We start from the raw sequence: 19,938 nt of genomic DNA on the forward strand, positions 1-19,938 counted from the left end.
TTTGAATTAGATTATTTAGGACGGCGAAGCAGACGAATAAAGAAAATAAGACCCACGATGAACACTACGCCGACCGCAGCAGCCATCCATAACAAGGTACGGTTAGAACCGGGAGAGCTTGCAGGGTTCGATGCAGGCTTGGCTTCCTGCAGCCCCTTGAGGTCGAGTGATAACACCTCATTGGACTTGCTCATGACAACGACCTGACTGGACTTCTGCTCGTTATTTAAAAACTTCAGCATATTGGCATGGATAAACGTATCCTTCACCTGCTTATTGCTTGCCCCGGCCTGGAATACCGCCAAGACGCGGTCTTTATCCCAAGGGGAAGCTTGAATCCAGGCTGCATACTCCGTCGTTTCATTAATAATATTGGAGGTGACTGCAGCGAACTGGCTGTTGCCCGGGCTCATCAAGAGCTGGTCCTTATAGCTTTGAAGAGCTTGGAAGGAATCCGGATTGCCAACGAGAATGACGTTGTTTCCTTTGAGCTTTTGCTCCAGATCAGGCTGCTGGTCCTGTGCGATCTCAACAGTAGACGACGCGGACGAACCGCTCGTCATATCCCGAATCATAGCCGCTAATTGGCTTAGCAGAACCCCATCGGGATCCTTAGGCAGCAAAAATACGGTATGATCCAGACCTTGATCCCCCACAAACGGGGACGGCCAATGCTTGAAGGTTGTTTCCTTCTGAACCTCATGAGGCAGCTGAAGCGAGCTGCTCTTATCTATAAAGATCCATTTGCCGTTATCGGTCTTGGGTCCACACACGTTATGTGCCTCATTCAAGTGGGCCGTGAACGACATATTCAATGTATTGCTGTTATTTCCCTTCAAATACGGAGCGAGCGGTATGGGAAGAAGATAGCTGTCATCCTCTTTCTTGGCTTTGACGATATCCGAGAAGGAGAACGTTTTGGGAATGTCGTTAATCACTACCGTCAATCCTGCAGTATCGGCCGGTGCAGATGCATTTTTGTTTTTGTCAGAGGTATCAACAACTTCGTTCTGAAGCAGCGGAGACACTCTGACCTTCAGCAGCAGCTGACTCTCCCCGGTCAGGCTCCAGAAGGGTGGGATGGAGTACGTCAGCCGATCGGAATTGGCGCTTGTCTTATCCAGCTTGATATTGGCAAAGCCTAAAGATTCAAAGGTGATCGGCTTGGCTGCATTCGATACATCGGGTGCTTTGGGCTGTTCGTTAATCAACAAGTGATTGCCTGCCAGCTGATCGACGTAGTTCTTCTCCGTCAACACATGAATCTGATCATGAATGACCTTATCTGCAGCTGCGGAGACAAGAAGAACCTGCCGGCTTTCATTATTCGCCTGGTTGGTAACGACGAATGTATCGAGACTCATCTGCTGATTACTCACCTGAACAGGACTTTCGGACAGCATTTGCTTGATAGGTCCGTTCCACGAATCGGTGCCTCCCAAGGCCACCGCCGGAAGCAATCGGTTCTGATTGAGCCATTCGGACTCCGTCAGGACGGGCGCTGCCCGCTTCGTCGACGTCCGGGACGTCAAGTAAGTCGCCAGCTTCATCGCTGCAGAGATGATATCGGCGGAAGGATGATCCGGAACCAGAACGGCTCCGTACATTTCATCCTGAATCCCCGGCTCTACAAACGGATACGGGTAGCTGCTCAACGAATCCGTCGTCCTGTAAGAAGTCGTCGTATTCAGGAAAATTACCGAGGACCGGTTGATTTTCAACCAATTCGCGGGGTTCTCCTCATCATTGCACAAATCGTTGGAAATGGTGCTGTGCTTTTCAATCGTTATCGTATGAAAGCCGGGGGTAACGTCTTCGCTGCCCAACGGAATTCTGCTGGTCAGACGCGAGCTGGTCTCCTTCGTTAACGGAATGCTTTTGAGCGGCCTTCCATCGATAGAGACCGTAATGGTTGAAGTCGCGGGAAGCAGCAGCTCGGAGTAGCTGATATCCAGATCGATATAGCTGCCGTCGCTTACATCCGCTCTCGGAACGGTATAATATAGCTGCTGTACGCTGTCTACCCGCGTCATGGCAATATTATCGTTCGCCAGATGCGTCAAATAGCCGGAGTTGGTGGAAGAAATATTGGAGCTGAACGCAGCCGCTGCTCCGTCGTTCACGTAGGACGACGATATAGTGATTCTGGGGGCTCCCGCCGGATCGGCCGCTTCCGCATAAGGCGCCAAGGGCGTCAGAACGAGCTGAAGAGCCAGAAGACTGATGCTGCCGTACAACACGGTCTTGCGATAAGCATTCATTCGTATATAAACACCTTTCAATTCTATAGTGATGTCAGGATGCCGCTCCTTCTTGCTTTTTCTTTTGCTGGAAACGCTCGGTTTTATACCACTTGGTTTCCTGCTTGAAGATGACCCGCTTCATTTCGAGGTAAAGCGCGTAAAGCACGAGAAGGATCCAAAATTGCGAATACGTAAAATACATGAGAGATACGATAAAAAAGTTCCTTGTGTTCAGCTCGGTTTTCTCAATGCCCAGAGCTATCATCACTTCCGTGATGTACAGGAAGTAGGCCAGAATCCATAGAATGATCGAGACCATGCCTACATTCAAATGAAGGTCCGTGAACAGATTGACCACGAACAAGCCGTCCGATACGATGACGCCGAAGAAGAAGAGAAAATACGTAAAGAAAAAGTAAATCAGGTCGAACACGATGCTTTTCCGTTTCAGTGTAAACAGCCTGGACATAAACTTGAGAACGACATACTGGTTGCCCCGGGCCCATCTCGTTCGCTGCTTCCACCATACCTTCCACGTCTCCGGCTCCTGCTCCCAAGTGATCGCCGCCGGGAAGAAACGGATATGGTAGCCCATATTATAGACCCGGATCGTCAGCTCGGTATCCTCCGCCAGGGCCTTCTCGTCCCAGCCGCCCAGCTCCTCGATGATGCTGCGCCTTATGGCAAAATTCGTGCCCGGAATCGTAGCGACCCCGAACCAGAAAAACCGCCCGGCCTGCGCCATCCATTGGAAGCAGATCGTTTCGATGTTGATAAAGCGTGTCAGAAGCGTCTGTGCCGCATTAATGACACGGAACTTGCCGACGATGGCACCGGCCTTCGGATCGTTAAGCATCGCAAGCACCAGGTAGTAGACGGCTTTGCGCTCCGGCGTATTATCCGCGTCATACACGACAATAATGTCGCCCGTCGCATGCTTGAAGCCATGGTTCAAAGCCCCTGATTTGCCGCCCCCGATATTGGGAGGTCTCAGATGGACGACCTTCAGCCGGTCGTAACGGCTTGCATAGCTGTCGGCAATCTCGCCGGTTCGGTCCTTCGAATTATCGTCAATAACGATAATTTCAAGCAAATCCTTCGGATATTCCAGCTTCAGCATCGCTTTAATCGTCCGTTCGATCACGACCTCTTCGTTATGCGCCGGAATCAAGACGCTCACCTTGGGCCATTCATACTGCTTCTTCTCCCACTCCGCAATCGGCTTGCGGAAGCGAAGGTAATGCAAGTAGCCTCCCTGCATGAGAAACATGTGATAGAGCAGCATAAGCCAAATGACGGTCAATGAGATATAGAACAGTAGATTAGCCACTGATGTTTCGCTCCTCGAATAGTTGTTTGCGCAAATTCATTCTCATGCTGATGGTGTAAAGGAAGAACATCAGAACCATGACCGCGACCAGGAACGCAACTCCCCACATAATCAGCTGGACGCCGCCAAGCTTCTTCAGCGTCTTGACCACCTGCTTCGCTTCCGAGCGGGGCGCTGTATTGACATAATGAATTTGCCCTTCCGCATCCGTTGTGATAGTAATGTTCGGCGCTTGGACGGAAGCGTTCATTTGTTTCAAATCCAGCCACTTCAGATTCGGTACCCGTTCCATATGGGAGATGAACGCCTGCAGCTTCTCCAGGCCCAGATAAGGGTGATAGAACATGCCCATCATGCTGCCTTCAATGAACTGCATCCCTTCTATTTTCCGGTCAAAGTCGGTTTCCGGCGTAAAGGAAGTATCGTCGTAATATCCGACGGTTTCAGGGAGCAGCGTCATTCCATGCAGAAAGGACGGAGTCGACATGTAAGGGGACTCCCCCATGTTCTCCCAGTTGCTGTTGCTGATCTGCACTTGCCCGAGCAAATAATTGAAATAGTGGGAAACGATCTCGTAGCCGGTTTGGCTCATCACATAGTGGGGCGCTTCGAATCCTAGCGGATATAAGCCTAGATCCGTCAGCTCCTGAATGCCGCTCACGATTCGGTTATCGATATACTGCTTTTCAAAAGCTTGAAGCTGCTGCATATAGCGGTCATATTCTTCTTTGGAGGAAAATTCATATCTTTTTTTCACCTTCGTGTCCTGGTCCGAAGGACCCCAGATGGGCGTATTGTTAATGACATCCCAGAACTCAAAGCCTTCCCCCGTCTCGGATGCCCTGTATTGGTGCGTATATCCGTGAAGCAGAATGCTTGCGCCCCGTGCTTGAAGGTGACGGAGCACCTCTACGATGGCCGGGGAATCGGATAGATGCACCTGCTGCATCGTTTCCGGGTTGGTATAGATCGGGATCAGAGCTATCATGAACGGTATTCCTTTATCCGCCAGGTAGTCCCCGGTCTGCTGCAGCAGCTTGGGGTCCGACATGGGGTGAACATCCTCGAGACGGATGTAGGCCGTGTGCCCGTCCTCCATCAGCTGCTTGCCGAATAAATCAGTCAGCCCCCGGCTCAAGAACCGGTCAAAGGGCACATAGAAGTTATCCGCAGCATAATAGGCGCTATTTTCATACTGAACGAATAAAGGAAAAGCGTCATCGCCTCTCAAGCCGTTAAAAAGCGCCTTCCCGCGGCTTAACGTTACTTGGGTAATCGGGTAGTTGGTCTCCAGTAGCTGATACACCGGCTCTCCGGTGGAAGCATCTGTCTTGGATATCCGGTTAATATACACGTCGGATCCCACTGTCATAAACGAAAACCGGCTGTGAAGCTGCTCCGCATTAGCCCCGACGGCCAAGACCGGGCCTTGAAATTCGGTAATCCATCGCACGATTTCGGGCGAAAGGGTCTTTGGGGTGCCTCCGTAATAAGCCAGATGCGTTATGCCCTGCAAATCACTGCTTGTTACCTCATCGTCCTCTTTTATGACAATGCTTCGGGAGAACTGCCCCAGCAGCAGGTCCAGCAATCGGACCGACTCAGTAACCATGCCGGATTCTGTCGAATAAATAAGCAGCACCTTGGAATCCTGCTGTACTCCGGCGTCCGCGTAGGCTTTGGCAGCGGGGATCATCTGACATAGCACCGCAGCTAACAGCAGAATGGGAATCAATCGGCGTATGAGATTATTGCGTGTAAGCTTCAAGCTCTTCGTATGCAAGCTGAATCAACTCCGAGTAATCATTGAATTCCTTATCAAAGCTCGACGTTCCGAAGGAGATGGTAATGGTTACTTCTTTCTTCCCGTTCGACAGCTTATGGGATTTCATCTGCTCCTCCATCTTGTCCAGAACGAAATGGACTTTCTCCGATCCGGTATTAAATAAAATAACAGCGAACGTATCGTCCTCCAGCCTGAACTTGCGGTCACTGATTCGCGTCTGCGTCCACAGCACGTCGGATAACGATTTGATCAAATATTTCTTCTCTTCCTGCCCGTAGAGCCGTTCGTACTCCGCCAAATATTTGAAGCGGATCAGCAAGAGCGTGAACGGCGTCCCCGTTCGGATGGATCGTCTGAATTCTTCCTCAAGCTCGAAGTAGAACCGTTTCTTGTTGTCGAACCCTGTCGCTTCGTCAATCGTGACAAGCTCATCGAATTTACGGTTCATTTCCTTATTCTCGTTCGTTACCGTAGTGGCCCATCTGTGGAGAACGCCTCCTATGATAGAAGCCGCCCCGATGGCGATCATCCAAATAACAATTTCCTGAATCGAGAAAGTAAGGGCTGAAGAGAAGAACGCGTCCCAGAGCAGTACGCTTCCTAGCACGAACATCGCCGCCAGACTAAGACCGAGCCCGAATAACAGGCCGCCCAGCAGACTTGTCATCAGAATGATAAGGGCACTGGCGAATAGCGTCATTATCGTCCACGGGATTTGCTTGAACCCTGTTACATACAGGCACAGCGCAATAATGAACAGAAAGAAGCAGGCCTGCATGAGAAAAAAGGTTCTGGGCTTATTGTAAAATCCTCGCATTATAAAGCTTCCTTTCTGCTAACAAGGGAACAAGGTTATCAAAAATATGGGTGTCCGTATTCTGGTAATCTATGTAGCCTCCATAGTATTCGCTCTCCGGATTTAACGTCTGGAAACGAATCATACGGTAATACAGATCCTTCGCAAGCGCACTGTCGTTATGCTCCATAGCACACAAGATAGCTAGCCCGTACACCGAAGGCGACTCGTACTCCACCGCCCGCTGCTTCGTCTCTATATCATATTTTCCGTACAGCACATGATCGTTCTCAAAAGCTTCCTTAAGGAATGCCCAGAATTCCGAATCCTTCTGTCCAAACTTGGCACGGGAATATTCGACAAAGAGCTGATCCAGCAGGTTCACCTGATCGTGGAATTCAAACCGCTCCTCATCAATATGGTAGTTGAACGGATAAAACCCGTTTTGCACGGGCAAATCGATCATGAAGGACTTCGTCTTCTGGAACAGGTCTTCGCTGATCTTGCTGTGCTCGTAAAGGCTGGTGATAGCCGTCGCATCCAGGTAAGGCAGCGTAATGACATTGCTTGGCCATTTCTTCTCATAATCATAGAAGTCCCGGAAGGTGCCGTTAACCACCTGCTTGCTTGTCACGCTTTTCGTAATCGTATCGGCCATTGTCTTGAAATCGGCATCCTGCCATTTGGCGGCTGCACTGTACAGCGAGTAGGCGATCCGCAAATCATCGACAAGCGCATTCGTTGTCGCCGGCGTATTCGAAGTTCCGACCTTCCAGGCAATCCAGCCGTCCGGCTTCATAAACGTGGTCTTAACAAGCTCTGCGTTTTGACGGAACAGCTTCAGGTCCCCCTTCTCCAATGCATATTGCAGCCAGAACCCCATGGACTCGGATAAAGCATCATGCCCAGCGGCCGTATGTGCATTTTTGGATTCATTGGCCTTCATATAAGTCCGCAGCGTCCCGTTTTCATTCAACATATGAGATTGAATGAACTGCTCTCCGGGAAGCAGCCGTACCCGTTCCACAGCTTCATTGCTTTGAGAGTTCACATCCGGAACCGCCTTATATTTATTATCGATAGGTAAAAGCATGTAGACCGCCATTGCAGCCAGAACAACACTAGTACTCCATAGGCTCTTTTTCAAAAACGACACAGCCTGCCTCCTGAATGAAAATATTGTCGAATCATAGGATATTTCAATGGATAATATCATTTATTTAGGCTTTAAGACCTAATTCTACCATATCCAACCTCTCGGAACAAACTAATATCCTGTGACAACATCATGTAAAATAAGGAATACAATCCTAATATATCCCTTTCCGTTACCAAGCTAAAATCTCCCGGATTTGCAAGCTGCTCTCCCTGCTCAAATCGATGAATTCCTCTTCTATCTTTACGAGGGGGGCCTCCATATGATGCGGATTCAAGTAGACTACCTCGGCTACTCTTCCATCCGTGAGCACAACCTGCTTCCCCACCAATCGCCGGATCATATTATCGACAAAAAGCGATATGATCTTCGGATCGAGCTCTCCGAACTTGCCCCGCTGCATTTGACTGACGATTTCATAGAAAGGGAGCGGTTCATGATAGGGACGTTTTGAGGACATCGCATGAAAAATGTCGGCAACGGCCACAATCGAGCTTAGCAGATCGATCTTGGACTTTTGGAGTCCGAACGGATAGCCTCTTCCGTCTTCACGTTCATGATGCTGCAGAGCAACAAGGGCGATTCGGTGGCTTATTCCTCTCGTATCCCTCAGCATTTCGTAGCCGAAAATCGTATGCTTCTTCACCAGCTCATATTCATCGTCCGTTAATTTGCCGGGCTTGTTCAAAATTTCATCAGGGATTTTCACCTTCCCTATATCATGCAGCGTAGCCGCTAGCGACAGGTTCGCAAGCTCCGGCTCGCTTAAATTCATCCAGCGGCCAATCAAGGTCGAAAGCACACCCACTCCGATATTATGCTGGTAGGTATAATCATCCTTGGCCTTGACCAGCTCGAATAATTGAAAGAGATTATCTCGCGCCGCTATCTGCCGGATCGCCGGCAAGATTTCCTTTCTAATTTCGATCACGGGAATTTTGCGCGAGCGCTTGATCGATACTATCAATTCCTTGGATACGGCTACCGTTTGTTCCATCAGCGCGGCGGCTTCTCCGTCCTCTTCGGACAAGGCCGGGTCCGCAACGGCAATATGCTCCGGCGGGATTCTGTGATTCGACAGCACGGTCAAAGCTTCGTGATCAATGATGGTCCGGGCAGGCAGAACCGTAGCACCGTAGGCGTTAATAATATCGTGCTTTACTTGTTTCCCTATCAGATGTTCCATAAATGACCTCCACGAAGCTTCCTCATCCCTTTGCGAACCTAAAGCCATGATTCACAGGATGCCGCAGATCTTCACTATAGCACCGGACACTAAACAAATTCTGAACAAAAATGACAATATCAGATAAAATTCGACTTCCGCAAGATCGGATTGTCTCAGTATTGAAAGGACTATAGGCCTAAAACTTGGGTAACCGCACAAAATATTCCACCCCTTATATCATTCGACATGCATGTTTATTTTTAGACTTCGTTTGTACAGTTTTTGTACAGTTCCATGAGATAGAATATAGGGCAGCTGCTCAAGATGTATTTGCAAACATGAGGAAGGGGTTTTTCAGACATGCGAGCCATACTGGTTGACGATGAACGGCTGTCGCTCCAATACTTAAAGAAAATGCTGGAGTGTGATGTAGGTACCGTTGAAGTCGTGGGGGCCTATTCCGATCCGTATCAAGTATTGGAAAACGCACGAATGCTGCAGCCCGACGCTGCTTTTTTAGATATCCATATGCCCGAAATCGACGGCCTTCGACTGGGTGCACAATTGCAAAAGTCGGTTCCCGGCATCCAGCTCGTATTTGTAACGGGATACGAACACTGCGCGCTTGAGGCTTTTGAGCTTCATGCATTGGATTATATTATGAAGCCGGTCCGGCTGGAGCGGTTGAAGCAAACCGTGAGTCGCTTGAAGGAGAGAGAGGCTGGGGACCAAGAGCGCTTCAGTGAACCGGAGCCGCCGATCCTTTGCTGCTTTAACAAGCTCCGCTATCAATGGCCCGGGCAAGCCCCCAAGACCATCGAATGGCGCAGCGATAAAGCGGAGGAGCTGTTCGCCTATCTGCTGCATCACCGGAACCGGATGGCCAGTACAAGCGAGCTGATTCAGCTGCTGTGGCCAGAGCTTGAGCCATCCAGAGCGGCTCAACAGCTGCACATCATGCTGGATCACGTTCGAGAGGCTTTGAGGAGCTGTCCATTGGATGGGGTCACCCTAACATGCGGGGATTCGGAAGGCGGCTGTATGCTGTCGATTGGGAACGTGCGACTGGAGACAGAGGAGTGGGAGCGAAAGCTGAAGCAGCTTGGAGACCTTACCGTTCAGTCTTTAGCGGATTACGAGGATGTGCTGAAGCGGTACGCAGGCCATTACCATGCAAATCCAGACTACGTATGGGCCCGACAAGAACAGGAGCGGCTTAAGCGGCTTTGGCTGGAGCATGCCGGAAGATTAAGCCGCTATTATGTGGAGCAGGGGGATATAAGGAAGGCCGTTCGGGTTCAACAGCGCATCCAGCAGCTTCTGCCTGACGACGCAGCAAGCTATTTCAGCTTGATGAAGCTGTATGATACGCTAGGCTTTGCCGGAAGTGTGGAGGTGCAGTATTGGATGCTGACCTCCAAAAAGATGGTGATGGATGCGGCCTTACACCGGAGCGTCACCGAATGGTATAACCGGTGGAGACTCCGGTCGTTACTCCAATGAGCTGCGAAGGATAAGGGGTCACGGCTGCGGCACGTGACTGCGGATTACATCGATTACGGCTGAGAGGGTTGAATGCTATTGGACGCCGGACGCCGAATAGCGCTCAACCCTCTCCTTCAAATCCTCCAAGTCGAAAGGCTTCTCCAAGTAGTCGACGGCACCCAGGGCCATGCATTCTTCATAATGATCCTCGTAAGAAGTCATCATAATGACCTTGGCACGTGGGTTAAGGGTCATCAACTCCTGTAAAGTCTCGATGCCGTCCAAGCCGCCGGGAAATTTGATGTCCAGCAGAACGATATCCGGGGATGCCTCGGTGAACAGGGTTATCCCCTTCCTCCCATTCTCGGCGAGGAGCACGTTGAAGCCCATTTCGGTAAAGGTCTTGTGCATTAGCATTCTAATTCCATGTTGATCGTCAATGACAAGCATGGTTCTCTTTGCGTTCATTTCCGCTGAATTCCTTTCGTCTTCTGATAGCTTCATCGTATCATTGCAGAAGTCGAAAAGGAATCCCGCCCGTTATCCTTAGTTAACCGCAGGCTGAGGCCTCCGTGAATCCTTATTCCAGACTGTGCTTGGAATTTCTCTTCGCAGCACGGGCATAATGTCCTCCGCAAACCGCTCCAGCTGCTCCTTCTGTTCAGCTTCGGTCAAGCCGTCCACACTGATGCTCAGCACCTGATTCCCATAGGCGGCGTGGTAGTTCAGGATCTTCTCGATGACGAAATCCTTGCTGCCGACAAGGGCGGGACCGTTCTTGATATTATCCTCCAGATCCTTGAAGGGGGATTGGTTATGCTGAGCGGAGGCTGTAGAAGTAAAAGCATCATAGTAGGGGCGGTACCGCCGGACCGCTTCCTCCGAGGTATCGGCCAAATAAAGTCTTCCGGCTCCCGCGCCGACTACCGCTTTCTGCGGGTCATGACCGTAATAGGCGAGCCGCTCGCGATAATGATCGATCAATGCCTTATATTTGGCCTGCGGATGGAACGTATTCGATGAGAAAATCGGCTCTCCATACTGCGCTGCCAGCTCCGTGGACCGCGTGCTTGATGCACTGCCGTGCCAGACGGGGATGGACGACTGGTAGGGTCGGGGCTCGGTCGTTACATCGTGAAGCGGCGTACGGTAGCGCCCTTCCCAGGTTATGTTCTCCTCGTTCCATAATCGCTTGAGAAGCGCGTACCGTTCGGCTAGCGAATCCCACTGCTCCTCCTCCTTTACTCCAAAAAGAGGGTAATGACGCGGATCGTTCCCTTTACCGATAATCAGCTCCAGCCTTCCCCCGGATAAATGGTCGAGCGTCGCATAATCCTCGGCGGCTCGCACCGGATCCAGCACACTGAGCACCGTGACGGTGGTCAGAAGCCTTATGCTGGACGTCCGTGCCGCGATTGCGGTCAGCACAACCGGAGGCGAGGAGGAGAGAAAAGGCCGCCCGTGCCGTTCGCCAACACCGTAAGCTTCAAAGCCAAGCTTCTCGGCAAAAACCGCTTGCTGAAGAACATTGTGAAATTTCTGCTGTGCCGTCCATGTCTCCCCCGTCACTGCATTTGGAATATTCATCATCAGGGTAAAAAGCGCAAATTTCATGGCATCCATCCTCCTCCATAAGGCATATTACAGTTATGCTAAGACCACGAAGCAACACCCTAATTCATATATAACCGACTGGTTTAATTTGAGTTATTCATTTCAATGTTAGCACCGTATAGCATTTGGAGTCTAATAGATCCTTTCTATTCAAGAATCGAAAACATCAATGATATATATCATACCGATTCTTCCCCTTCTCCTTGGAACGGTACAGCGCAATGTCAGCGCATTTGCACAAGGCATCCTGATCCATTCCATGCTCCGGCGCCAGCGCGATTCCGATGCTGACCGTTACCCGCTCCCCATCCAGTTTGATTTCCCCTGCTGCGGAAGCCTCTATCCCGGCTATAATCCTTGCGGCTATAGCTTCAGCCTGAGCCCTGGTAACGGAAGACAGGATGACGACGAATTCATCCCCTCCCAATCGGATGGCTATATCCTCCTTTCGTATCGTGGTTCGAAGACATTGGGCTACGCATTTCAATAAATGATCTCCTTTGTCATGCCCCAAGCGATCGTTAACCAGCTTAAAATTATCCAGATCGATCATCAGCAGAGCCGTTATCCCCTTATTTCGGGATAAGGTCGTCATCAGGAGCTCATCGAAGGCCGCACGATTGCTGAGTCCGGTCAGGCTGTCGTGAAAAGCGAGGTACATCGGCCGGGCCACCCACCTGGAGATGATAAACGAGAGCACAATGGAAATAACCAGCACGCTGATTAATTGAAGGAAAAAGGCAGCCCTGTTTTGAGCGAGGATTGCCTGCAAATCCTTATCGTTGTAGATGATCTCCAGAACCTTGTTCTTTGTCGTGCCTTGATCATACTGGGAGGTATAAAGAACATACCTGTAAATGGCTGGCTGGCCCCTCCATTCCCCTCTCCATTCTGTCGTCTCTCCGGTTTGAAGCGTACGGTCGAACGCCTCCCGCCTCGGTCCTGCAAGCCTGCCGCCGTCGGCAGGCTCTCCCAACGAATAGGCGCCTGTATTCAGAAAATTGATCTTATTCATGGAAGGATATTTTTCAAGCAGTGCCTCGATCGTCCTGAAGAAGCTGAATTGGTCAAATATATTTTCATTTTGCAGCGCATAGCCAAGCTGAATGATATACTTCTTGTCCCGTGTGGCCATGTAGCTGTATTTCTTGATGGCTCCCGTTTTCTGTTCGATATCGATGCCGTCATGGAAAAACTCGCCCGATATCCTTCTTTCCTGCAAGACTTGCGACAGCTTCCTGCAGCAGGCTCCAAAATCAAGCCCGACATCCTCCTCGAAGCTGCTGTAAATAATCCGGTTTTCGTCATTAATAATGTAAATATCGGAGGAGAGCTGCCTCTTAAGAGCGTCGAAATCCCATTGGTCAAAGGAAGGATTCTCGTCATATTTATCGAGCAGGTAGATCGTGTTCTCTTTCAGCTGCTTGGCTATATGATCTCCGAATACGAAGTAAGCCTTTTCAACCGTCTCAAGTGCATGGTGAGCCAGCTTCTCATTTTGTTCTACCTGATCCATCTTATTATGAATCGCCTGATCCCTAAGCCGAATATGGTCCGTTATTGCAATCGTACATGAAATCAACACGGCAAACACGATCATGGTGACCGTTAATTTGAATCTGAACCGAGATTTCAACGCTGCCCCTCGCTCTCGCTATCCTCATGAATATGGACATAGTTAAATAAACCCATACCGTATTTGCATGGCTTAAGAATGGATCCTGCACAATGGCAGCTTACGACCGTTCGACAAAAACTGCCATCATGCGCCATAATTTGGGAGTATGGACCTACTGCTGTTTATTCTATCATATGGAAATGATTTGTAAACTTCATCATGAAAGTTCATGTCGAATGAGGTATTTCCCCGGAAATATGGAAACAACCCGCTCTGGACTGTACCAGTAACGGGTTGTTGATGACTTTTTTTATTGAAATCTGTCAAAATTCCGGAGCCGCGAGCTTCAGCTTGACATTAAAATGCAGCTGACCGCTGTCCTGCTCGGCCCAGATCGTGCCGTCATGCGATTCCACAATACTCTTGGCAATAGCCAAGCCCAGTCCTGAACCTCCTGTGCTTGAAGAGCGAGACGCATCGATTCTGTAGAAACGATCGAACAGCTGCTGCAGCTCCTCATCCGTCAGCATGTCCGACCGATTGCTGAAACGGATGGTCACATAGCGGTAATCCCTGGAGACTTGGACGGTGACCGCACCCGGCTTCAGGCTGTATTTTACCGCATTCGTAAGCAGGTTCTCAAACACGCGGATCATCTTGTCGACATCGATTCGGACAAACAGCTTTTCCTTCGGAATATTGCGGATGATCGTCAGCTGCTGCTCTTCCGCCATCGTAACGAATTCCTCAAGGAGCTGATCCAATACGTCGTTAATCGGGACGCCTTCCTTAAACAGCGGCACATCGCGGTTGGACAGCTTCGTATATTCGAACAGATCATCAATGAGAGCCTTCAGCTTCTCGGATTTGCTATAGGCGATGCTGACATACCCGGCCGCCTGCTCCGGCGTCTCGTAGCCTTTGTCGTGCAGAAGTCGGAGATACCCCATAATCAGCGTAAGCGGGGTGCGCAAGTCGTGGGAGACATTCGTAATAAGCTCATTCTTCAGCCGCTCATTGCGCCGCTCCTCCTCGATCCTGCGCTGCAAATCCTCCACCATCAGGTTCATATCCCGGGCCAGGGAGCCGAGTTCATCCTCGCTTCGCTCGATAACACGGTAATCGAGATTGCCGGTAGCGATGATCCGCAATCCCCCTGCCAGTTCTTCTACATAACGCATTTTTCGCTGCGTCAGGAAGTAGAACAGGAAGATGAACATGGCTATCGCGCTTAAGATCGACATGGGGCTTTCCCCCTTCCGATAAGTGATATGCGGCTCAGGGATAGCGGATACAATCAAATACGATTTTTGACCTTTATAGTTGACGGGATAAAAGCTGGAAAACTCTTTTCGGTCGTAATTATTGTCTGTTCTGGCATTCATCGCATTGCTGATGACATTGTGGATGTCGACATTCGTTTCCGCCACGTTGCTGCTGCGGAAGACGACTTTTCCTTCCAGATCGGTGATGAGAATTTTGAATTTCCAACCCTGCGAGATCATTTTTACCCGCTCTTCAAATTCGGCTTGTCTTGAGGCAGCGATATGAACGTCCACCTCAGGTATTTCTTCCGAATGGAGGTCCGGCGAATTTAATTCCATGGCAAGACTGCGGGCTTCGTTGTCAATATGTTCAATACCGGATTGATAATCGATGACAGCCTCGCTGCGCATTTCTCCGAACGCCTGGTAGCTAAGCGCATAGGTCAGCGAGGAAGCCAGCAGACAGATAAAGATGGTTAATATCAGCTGCAGACGTATGCTGCGGGTCACATGTCCCGTCAGAGTCAGGTACAGCCTTCGGGCAAATACGATGAGCTTGCGGAAGAGGTTAAAGGGAAACCAGGTAAACGGAAACCGGTTTAGCCTGGAGGACGGTTCCAATTCATATCTTCTAATCAACTTTATAGCCAACCCCCCATACGGTTTTTATAAATTTCGGCTTGCGCGGATTTTGCTCGATTTTCTCGCGAATTTTGCGGATATGTACCATGACGGTATTGTCCGAGTCAAAATACGCCTCCTTCCAAACCGCCTCGTAGATTTTCTCGATGCTCCACACCATTCCCCGATTGCGGGCCAGCAGCTCAAGAATGGCGAATTCCCGCGGGGTAAGCTTCACTTCCTGTCCCTGCACCTTCACTTCATACGTCAGGGTGTTGATCGTCAGCTCATCGACTTCAATCTCATGCTCCTTCTTTGCATGGGGCACGTTCAGCCGGGTGTACCGGCGCAGCTGGGATTTAATCCGGGCAATCAGCTCCAGTGGGTTAAAAGGCTTGCTCAAATAATCGTCCGCTCCTGAAGATAACCCCCAAATTTTGTCCATGTCCTGGCTCTTGGCGGAGAGCATGATGATCGGCATGTTTTTTTGCTCCCGGATTTTGAGACATGCTTCGATGCCATCCATCCTCGGCATCATGATGTCGAGAACAATCAAATCGACCTCCTCCTTCTGCAGCACCTGAAGCGCCTGCTCACCATCGGAAGCGCGAAGCAGCCTGTATCCTTCGTTTTTCAAATAAATTTCCAGCATGTCAATAATTTCCTTCTCATCATCGACAAGGAGTATCGTAGATGGGGCCATGGTCCGTTCTCCCTCCGTTTCATTTGTTATCGGTCTATGTCAGCTCATGTAGACGTTTCATCCTGTTAACAACCTATCCATAAACGTAACAAGCCGGATGAAGAAATTCAATCCCTGCGGATTGCTAATGTCTGTCACTGCACTCGTTATGGGTCTTAGTATAGACCCCGAATCTTAATAGATTGTGGCAGCAATTCTTAAGAGTTTCTTAACGATTTAAATTATCAAGGCTGAACTAAAAACAACACAAAGAAACCCGATACAACCGGCGCACCAGTGTATATCGGGTTTCCTTAGTAAAGTGTGGCTAATTACACCATGATTTTGCAAATATCGTTCGTAAATTCTACCGGATCCTGAATCGGCAAGCCTTCGATAAGAAGAGCTTGGTTGTACAGCAGTTGAGTATATAGATTGAATTTCTCTTTATCTTTGCTGTAGGCATCTTTCAAGGATTGGTACACTTCGTGGTTTACGTTAATTTCAAGAACCTTGTCTGCTTTTACATCCTGGCCGTTCGGCATCGCTTTTAGGATTTTTTCCATCTCAATGGTCAATTCGCCCTCTGTAGACAAGCAGACCGGATGGGTTTTCAGACGTTTGGACGCTTTAACCTTCTTCACTTTGTCCGTCAGCAGCCCTTGCATCGCTTCGAAGAGCTCCTTCGTGCCGCTCTCTTCTGTCTCCGCCGCCTTATCGTTCGCATCCTCGGATTCGATGCCCAGGTCGCCGCTCGATACGGATTTGAACTCCTTCTCCTTGTAGCTCATGATCATTTTGATCGCGAACTCATCGATATCGTCGGTGAAGTAGAGAATTTCATAGCCTTTGTCCGCCACCAGCTCAGTCTGAGGCAGCTTCTCGATTCTTTCGATCGATTCTCCTGCTGCATAGTAGATGTACTTCTGGTCTTCCGGCATTCTCGATACGTATTCATCCAGCGTAACGAGCTTCTTTTCCTTGGAGGAGTAGAACAGCAGCAGATCCTGCAGGACATCTTTGTTGGCGCCGTAATCGTTGTACACGCCGAACTTCAGCTGTCTGCCGAACGATTTGTAGAACTTCTCGTAGTTGTCTCTTTCGTCCTTCAGCATGCTTTGCAGCTGGCTTTTGATTTTGTTCTTGATGTTTTTGGCGATCAAGGTCAGCTGACGGTCATGCTGCAGCATTTCTCGGGAAATGTTCAGCGACAAGTCCTCGGAATCAACCATCCCCTTCACGAAGCTGAAATAGTCCGGAAGCAGCTCGGAGCACTTGTTCATGATCAGCACACCGTTGGAGTACAGCTCAAGCCCCTTCTCGTATTCCTTCGTGTAGTAATCGAACGGAGTGTTCTCTGGAATAAAGAGAATCGCATTGTATACCACGGCGCCGTCGGCGCTGATATGAATATGCTTGAGCGGCTTGTCGAAGCCGTAGCGCTTTTCAAAATAAAACTGATCGTAATCCTCCTGCTTCAGCTCGCTTTTGTTTTTGCGCCAGATCGGAACCATGCTGTTGATCGTTTGTTCCTCGGTATATTCCTCGAGCTCCTCCGAGTTGTCAGCCTTAGGACGCTGTCCCTTGACATCCATCTTGATCGGGTAGCGGATGAAGTCAGAGTACTTTTTGATAATCGCCTTGAGACGATATTCCTCCAAATACTCGTCGTATTGGTCATCTTCGGTGTTCTTCTTAATTTGCAAAACAATTTCCGTACCCACGGAATCCTTCTCGCAAGGGACAATCGTATAGCCGTCTGCACCCTCAGACTCCCATTTGTAAGCCTCGTTGCTGCCCAATGCCTTACTTGTAACGGTAACCACATCCGCTACCATGAAAGCGGCATAGAAGCCGACACCGAACTGGCCGATAATGTTGTGGCCGTCCTTCGCTTCGTTTTCTTTTTTGAACGCGAGCGAGCCGCTCTTGGCAATAACGCCCAGGTTATTTTCAAGCTCGTCTCTCGTCATCCCGATCCCGGTATCGGAAATCGTCAGGGTACGGTTCGCCTTGTCGGCCGCCACTTTAATGAAGTAGTCGGACTGGTTGAATACCAAAGTATCGTCGGTTAACGCTTTATAGTAAATTTTGTCGATCGCATCGCTGGCATTGGAAATAAGCTCTCTTAGAAAAATCTCACGCTGCGTATAGATGGAGTTAATCATCATTTCCAGCAATCTTTTGGATTCTGCTTTAAACTGTTGTTTGACCACGAAAAGTTCTCCTTTCAAAATAAACATCGTCAAAGTAGGATAAGTTGCTGCACAGATGATAGGCGGGATAACTACCCTTCCATTTTAGCACTCGTTTGTTGCGAGTGCTAACTCTTCCTTTTATATACCATATTCGAATTTTTCATGTCAACCTCTTCTTCTGTCTAGCCGCCAATTTAATGAGGTCGCGGCTGGCGGCGTACCCCCGGTTTCCAAGACAAATGGAACTCCCTCCGAGGTACATCCCGCCATTAAATATGGCCTCTCTCCTGTAAAACCGGATTCTCCTGCTAATAAATAGTTGAACAACAGACGATATATCCAGTTAGTTAAGAATTCAACTATGGATGAAGGATGTGTAGTTTGTTGGCAAAATCGTTATGCACTACCTTAGGAGCGCTGTTCATCTGTCTGATCTTCATAGCCCCCGGAAGCTTGAAGGCGGAGGAAGCGCTCATTCCGGATGCTAATCTGGAAGCAGCGGTTCGCATGCAGCTATCCCGGATGCAGGAGCCTCTGGACAAAGCAGATCTGGAACAGCCGATTTCGTTGTCTCCTCAAGATCCATCCCAAAAAATCAAAAGCCTGGAAGGTCTGCAGTATGCACCGAACCTTCGAACCCTAATAATCCCTGGGCACGAGATTCAACAGCTGGAGCCACTGCAAAACTTGAAACAGCTGGAATTCCTCGTTATTGCGGGAAATAAAGTGGAAAGCCTGGAAGCCCTTCGTAATGATACCGGGTTGAAACGGCTGCTAATCGATAATTCGGATATTGAGAACATCGAGCCGCTATCCGGCCTGAACCAGCTGACGGATTTGCTTATGAGCAATAACCGTGTCCAGGATCTGTCCGCCTTGAGGGGCCATCCGCTTCGCTGGATCAGCATGTCGAACAATCAGGTCGAGGATTTGTCTGCGCTGCGCGATATCCCGACTCTCCAGACGTTATATGCTGACCAGAACCGGATCAGCCATATCGAGGTGCTGCTGGAGCTTCCGAAGTTAAAAGAGGTTCATCTAGCAAGCAATCCGTTAGACGAGCAGGCTGATGCGGTTATTTCAAAGCTTCGGGAGCGCGGTGTTAAAGTCGTTACCGTAGCAGAGGAAGCAGGCAAGCCCGCAAGCCGTGCCATTCGGGTCATTTTGGATGCGAATTCCGTCCCGTTCAGCTCTCCGCCCTTTATTACCGATTCAACGGCCATGGTTCCATTTCGGCCCATATTTGACCGTTTAGGGATTAAGATCGCATGGGACGAAAAGACACGAACGATCAACGGGACTAAAGATGGAATTCAACTTCAGCTGCAGATCGATAATCCTGTCGCTGTGGTCAACGGGAAGGCGGTTACGCTCCCCGCAGCCCCCGCTCTTATTGACGGCAGCACCTTCGTTCCTGTCCGGTTTATTTCCGAGGCCGCCAGCGCCAAAGTAGACTGGAATGAACAAACAAACGACATTATCATCCAAAGCAAGAAGCAATACCAAAGCAAGGACGGCAAATTTCAGTTTACTGCGTACGGGCTGTGGAGAGATTTGAACGACGAAATGGATACCGGCGAGGCTGAGCTGTCGATCCGCTACTTCAACTACACGATGCTGCTGATATATTCTGATCCCAAGTCGGCCGAGGATTCAAAAAGCAATAAGCTGGATTCCTATTTGGAATGGATTAAAGGCGTACACAGCATTACTAAGGATACCTTACTAGAGGAGAAAAAGATCAAGGTGCTCGGCTTCGACGCAGTTCAACTCACTTATGTGAACAATGACGACTATGACAAGCGGATCGATACCATGATCGTGTTTGAAACGGATTCTTATTTCTATAATATCCTCCATTCCTCTTACGAGAGTGAATACAAAAGCTCTATGAAGCAATTCCAAGAAATTCTGGATACCATGACGTTTTATGAAAAATAGATGTGAATTTGATCGCCAGATCGTATCAATTATCA

General features: G+C 49.4%; 14 protein-coding genes. 2 read left to right on the forward strand and 12 right to left on the reverse strand.

The features are described 5' to 3' along the window. Positions 1 to 11: 11 nt before the first annotated feature. From GGC63_RS21010 to GGC63_RS21035, 6 genes are all read right to left on the reverse strand, one after another. Positions 12 to 2,261, reverse strand: coding sequence for a cellulose biosynthesis cyclic di-GMP-binding regulatory protein BcsB (locus GGC63_RS21010; protein WP_192703966.1), 2,250 nt, complete (start codon positions 2,259 to 2,261; stop codon positions 12 to 14). A 34-nt stretch (positions 2,262 to 2,295) separates the two neighbouring features. Beyond that, the gene (locus tag GGC63_RS21015; protein ID WP_192703967.1) at positions 2,296 to 3,573 is read right to left on the reverse strand and encodes a glycosyltransferase family 2 protein; all 1,278 of its coding nucleotides are present in this window, start codon (positions 3,571 to 3,573) and stop codon (positions 2,296 to 2,298) included. Beyond that, positions 3,566 to 5,356 carry a polysaccharide deacetylase family protein gene (locus GGC63_RS21020; protein WP_192703968.1) on the reverse strand — a complete coding sequence of 597 codons (1,791 nt, stop codon included), beginning with the start codon at positions 5,354 to 5,356 and terminating at the stop codon, positions 3,566 to 3,568. The genes GGC63_RS21015 and GGC63_RS21020 overlap by 8 nt, the downstream gene beginning before the upstream one ends. After that, positions 5,322 to 6,176 (reverse strand): GGDEF domain-containing protein, encoded by an 855-nt coding sequence (locus GGC63_RS21025; RefSeq protein ID WP_192703969.1) that lies wholly within the window; start codon positions 6,174 to 6,176, stop codon positions 5,322 to 5,324. The genes GGC63_RS21020 and GGC63_RS21025 overlap by 35 nt, the downstream gene beginning before the upstream one ends. Further along, positions 6,157 to 7,311, reverse strand: a complete 1,155-nt coding sequence (locus GGC63_RS21030) for a glycosyl hydrolase family 8 (protein ID WP_192703970.1) — start codon at positions 7,309 to 7,311, stop codon at positions 6,157 to 6,159. Before GGC63_RS21030 ends, GGC63_RS21025 begins: the two co-directional genes overlap by 20 nt. Before the next feature lie 172 nt (positions 7,312 to 7,483). Then, positions 7,484 to 8,497: an HD-GYP domain-containing protein gene (locus tag GGC63_RS21035; RefSeq protein ID WP_192703971.1), complete on the reverse strand. Its 1,014-nt coding sequence runs from the start codon at positions 8,495 to 8,497 to the stop codon at positions 7,484 to 7,486. Positions 8,498 to 8,839: 342 nt separating this feature from the next. Between GGC63_RS21035 and GGC63_RS21040 the strand changes: the two genes are divergently transcribed. Continuing rightward, on the forward strand, positions 8,840 to 9,982 hold the full coding sequence (locus GGC63_RS21040; RefSeq protein WP_192703972.1) for a response regulator: 1,143 nt from the start codon (positions 8,840 to 8,842) through the stop codon (positions 9,980 to 9,982). Between the two features lie 75 nt (positions 9,983 to 10,057). On the opposite strand, the gene GGC63_RS21045 is transcribed toward GGC63_RS21040, so the two are convergent. The 6 genes from GGC63_RS21045 to htpG all read right to left on the reverse strand — a co-directional run bounded on the left by GGC63_RS21045 (position 10,058) and on the right by htpG (position 17,980). After that, on the reverse strand, positions 10,058 to 10,432 hold the full coding sequence (locus GGC63_RS21045; RefSeq protein WP_192703973.1) for a response regulator: 375 nt from the start codon (positions 10,430 to 10,432) through the stop codon (positions 10,058 to 10,060). 78 nt (positions 10,433 to 10,510) lie between these two features. Next, complete coding sequence (locus GGC63_RS21050; RefSeq protein ID WP_192703974.1) at positions 10,511 to 11,578, reverse strand: LLM class flavin-dependent oxidoreductase; 1,068 nt, start codon at positions 11,576 to 11,578, stop codon at positions 10,511 to 10,513. Between the two features lie 166 nt (positions 11,579 to 11,744). Beyond that, the gene (locus GGC63_RS21055; RefSeq protein WP_192703975.1) at positions 11,745 to 13,214 is read right to left on the reverse strand and encodes a GGDEF domain-containing protein; all 1,470 of its coding nucleotides are present in this window, start codon (positions 13,212 to 13,214) and stop codon (positions 11,745 to 11,747) included. 305 nt (positions 13,215 to 13,519) lie between these two features. Next, positions 13,520 to 15,100 (reverse strand): sensor histidine kinase, encoded by a 1,581-nt coding sequence (locus GGC63_RS21060; protein ID WP_192703976.1) that lies wholly within the window; start codon positions 15,098 to 15,100, stop codon positions 13,520 to 13,522. Next, a complete protein-coding gene (locus GGC63_RS21065) occupies positions 15,093 to 15,785 on the reverse strand; it encodes a response regulator transcription factor (RefSeq protein ID WP_192703977.1) in 693 nt (230 codons plus the stop codon). Before GGC63_RS21065 ends, GGC63_RS21060 begins: the two co-directional genes overlap by 8 nt. Before the next feature lie 311 nt (positions 15,786 to 16,096). Next, positions 16,097 to 17,980, reverse strand: a complete 1,884-nt coding sequence (gene htpG / locus GGC63_RS21070; RefSeq protein WP_192703978.1) for a molecular chaperone HtpG — start codon at positions 17,978 to 17,980, stop codon at positions 16,097 to 16,099. Between the two features lie 366 nt (positions 17,981 to 18,346). On the opposite strand from htpG, the gene GGC63_RS21075 reads away from it, so the two are divergent. Next, a complete protein-coding gene (locus GGC63_RS21075; protein ID WP_192703979.1) occupies positions 18,347 to 19,903 on the forward strand; it encodes a stalk domain-containing protein in 1,557 nt (518 codons plus the stop codon). The last annotated feature ends 35 nt before the right edge of the window (positions 19,904 to 19,938 follow it).

This window comes from Paenibacillus sp. OAS669 (assembly GCF_014873645.1).
GTDB lineage: Bacteria > Bacillota > Bacilli > Paenibacillales > NBRC-103111 > Paenibacillus_S > Paenibacillus_S vulneris.

Excerpts from the sequence above, each read along its gene's own strand:
- GGC63_RS21010 (WP_192703966.1), bottom strand. The coding sequence starts at position 2,261 with ATGAATGCTTATCGCAAGACCGTGTTGTACGGCAGCATCAGTCTTCTG.
- GGC63_RS21025 (WP_192703969.1), bottom strand. The coding sequence starts at position 6,176 with ATGCGAGGATTTTACAATAAGCCCAGAACCTTTTTTCTCATGCAGGCC.
- GGC63_RS21035 (WP_192703971.1), bottom strand. The coding sequence starts at position 8,497 with ATGGAACATCTGATAGGGAAACAAGTAAAGCACGATATTATTAACGCC.
- GGC63_RS21040 (WP_192703972.1), top strand. The coding sequence starts at position 8,840 with ATGCGAGCCATACTGGTTGACGATGAACGGCTGTCGCTCCAATACTTA.
- GGC63_RS21045 (WP_192703973.1), bottom strand. The coding sequence starts at position 10,432 with ATGAACGCAAAGAGAACCATGCTTGTCATTGACGATCAACATGGAATT.
- GGC63_RS21050 (WP_192703974.1), bottom strand. The coding sequence starts at position 11,578 with ATGAAATTTGCGCTTTTTACCCTGATGATGAATATTCCAAATGCAGTG.
- GGC63_RS21065 (WP_192703977.1), bottom strand. The coding sequence starts at position 15,785 with ATGGCCCCATCTACGATACTCCTTGTCGATGATGAGAAGGAAATTATT.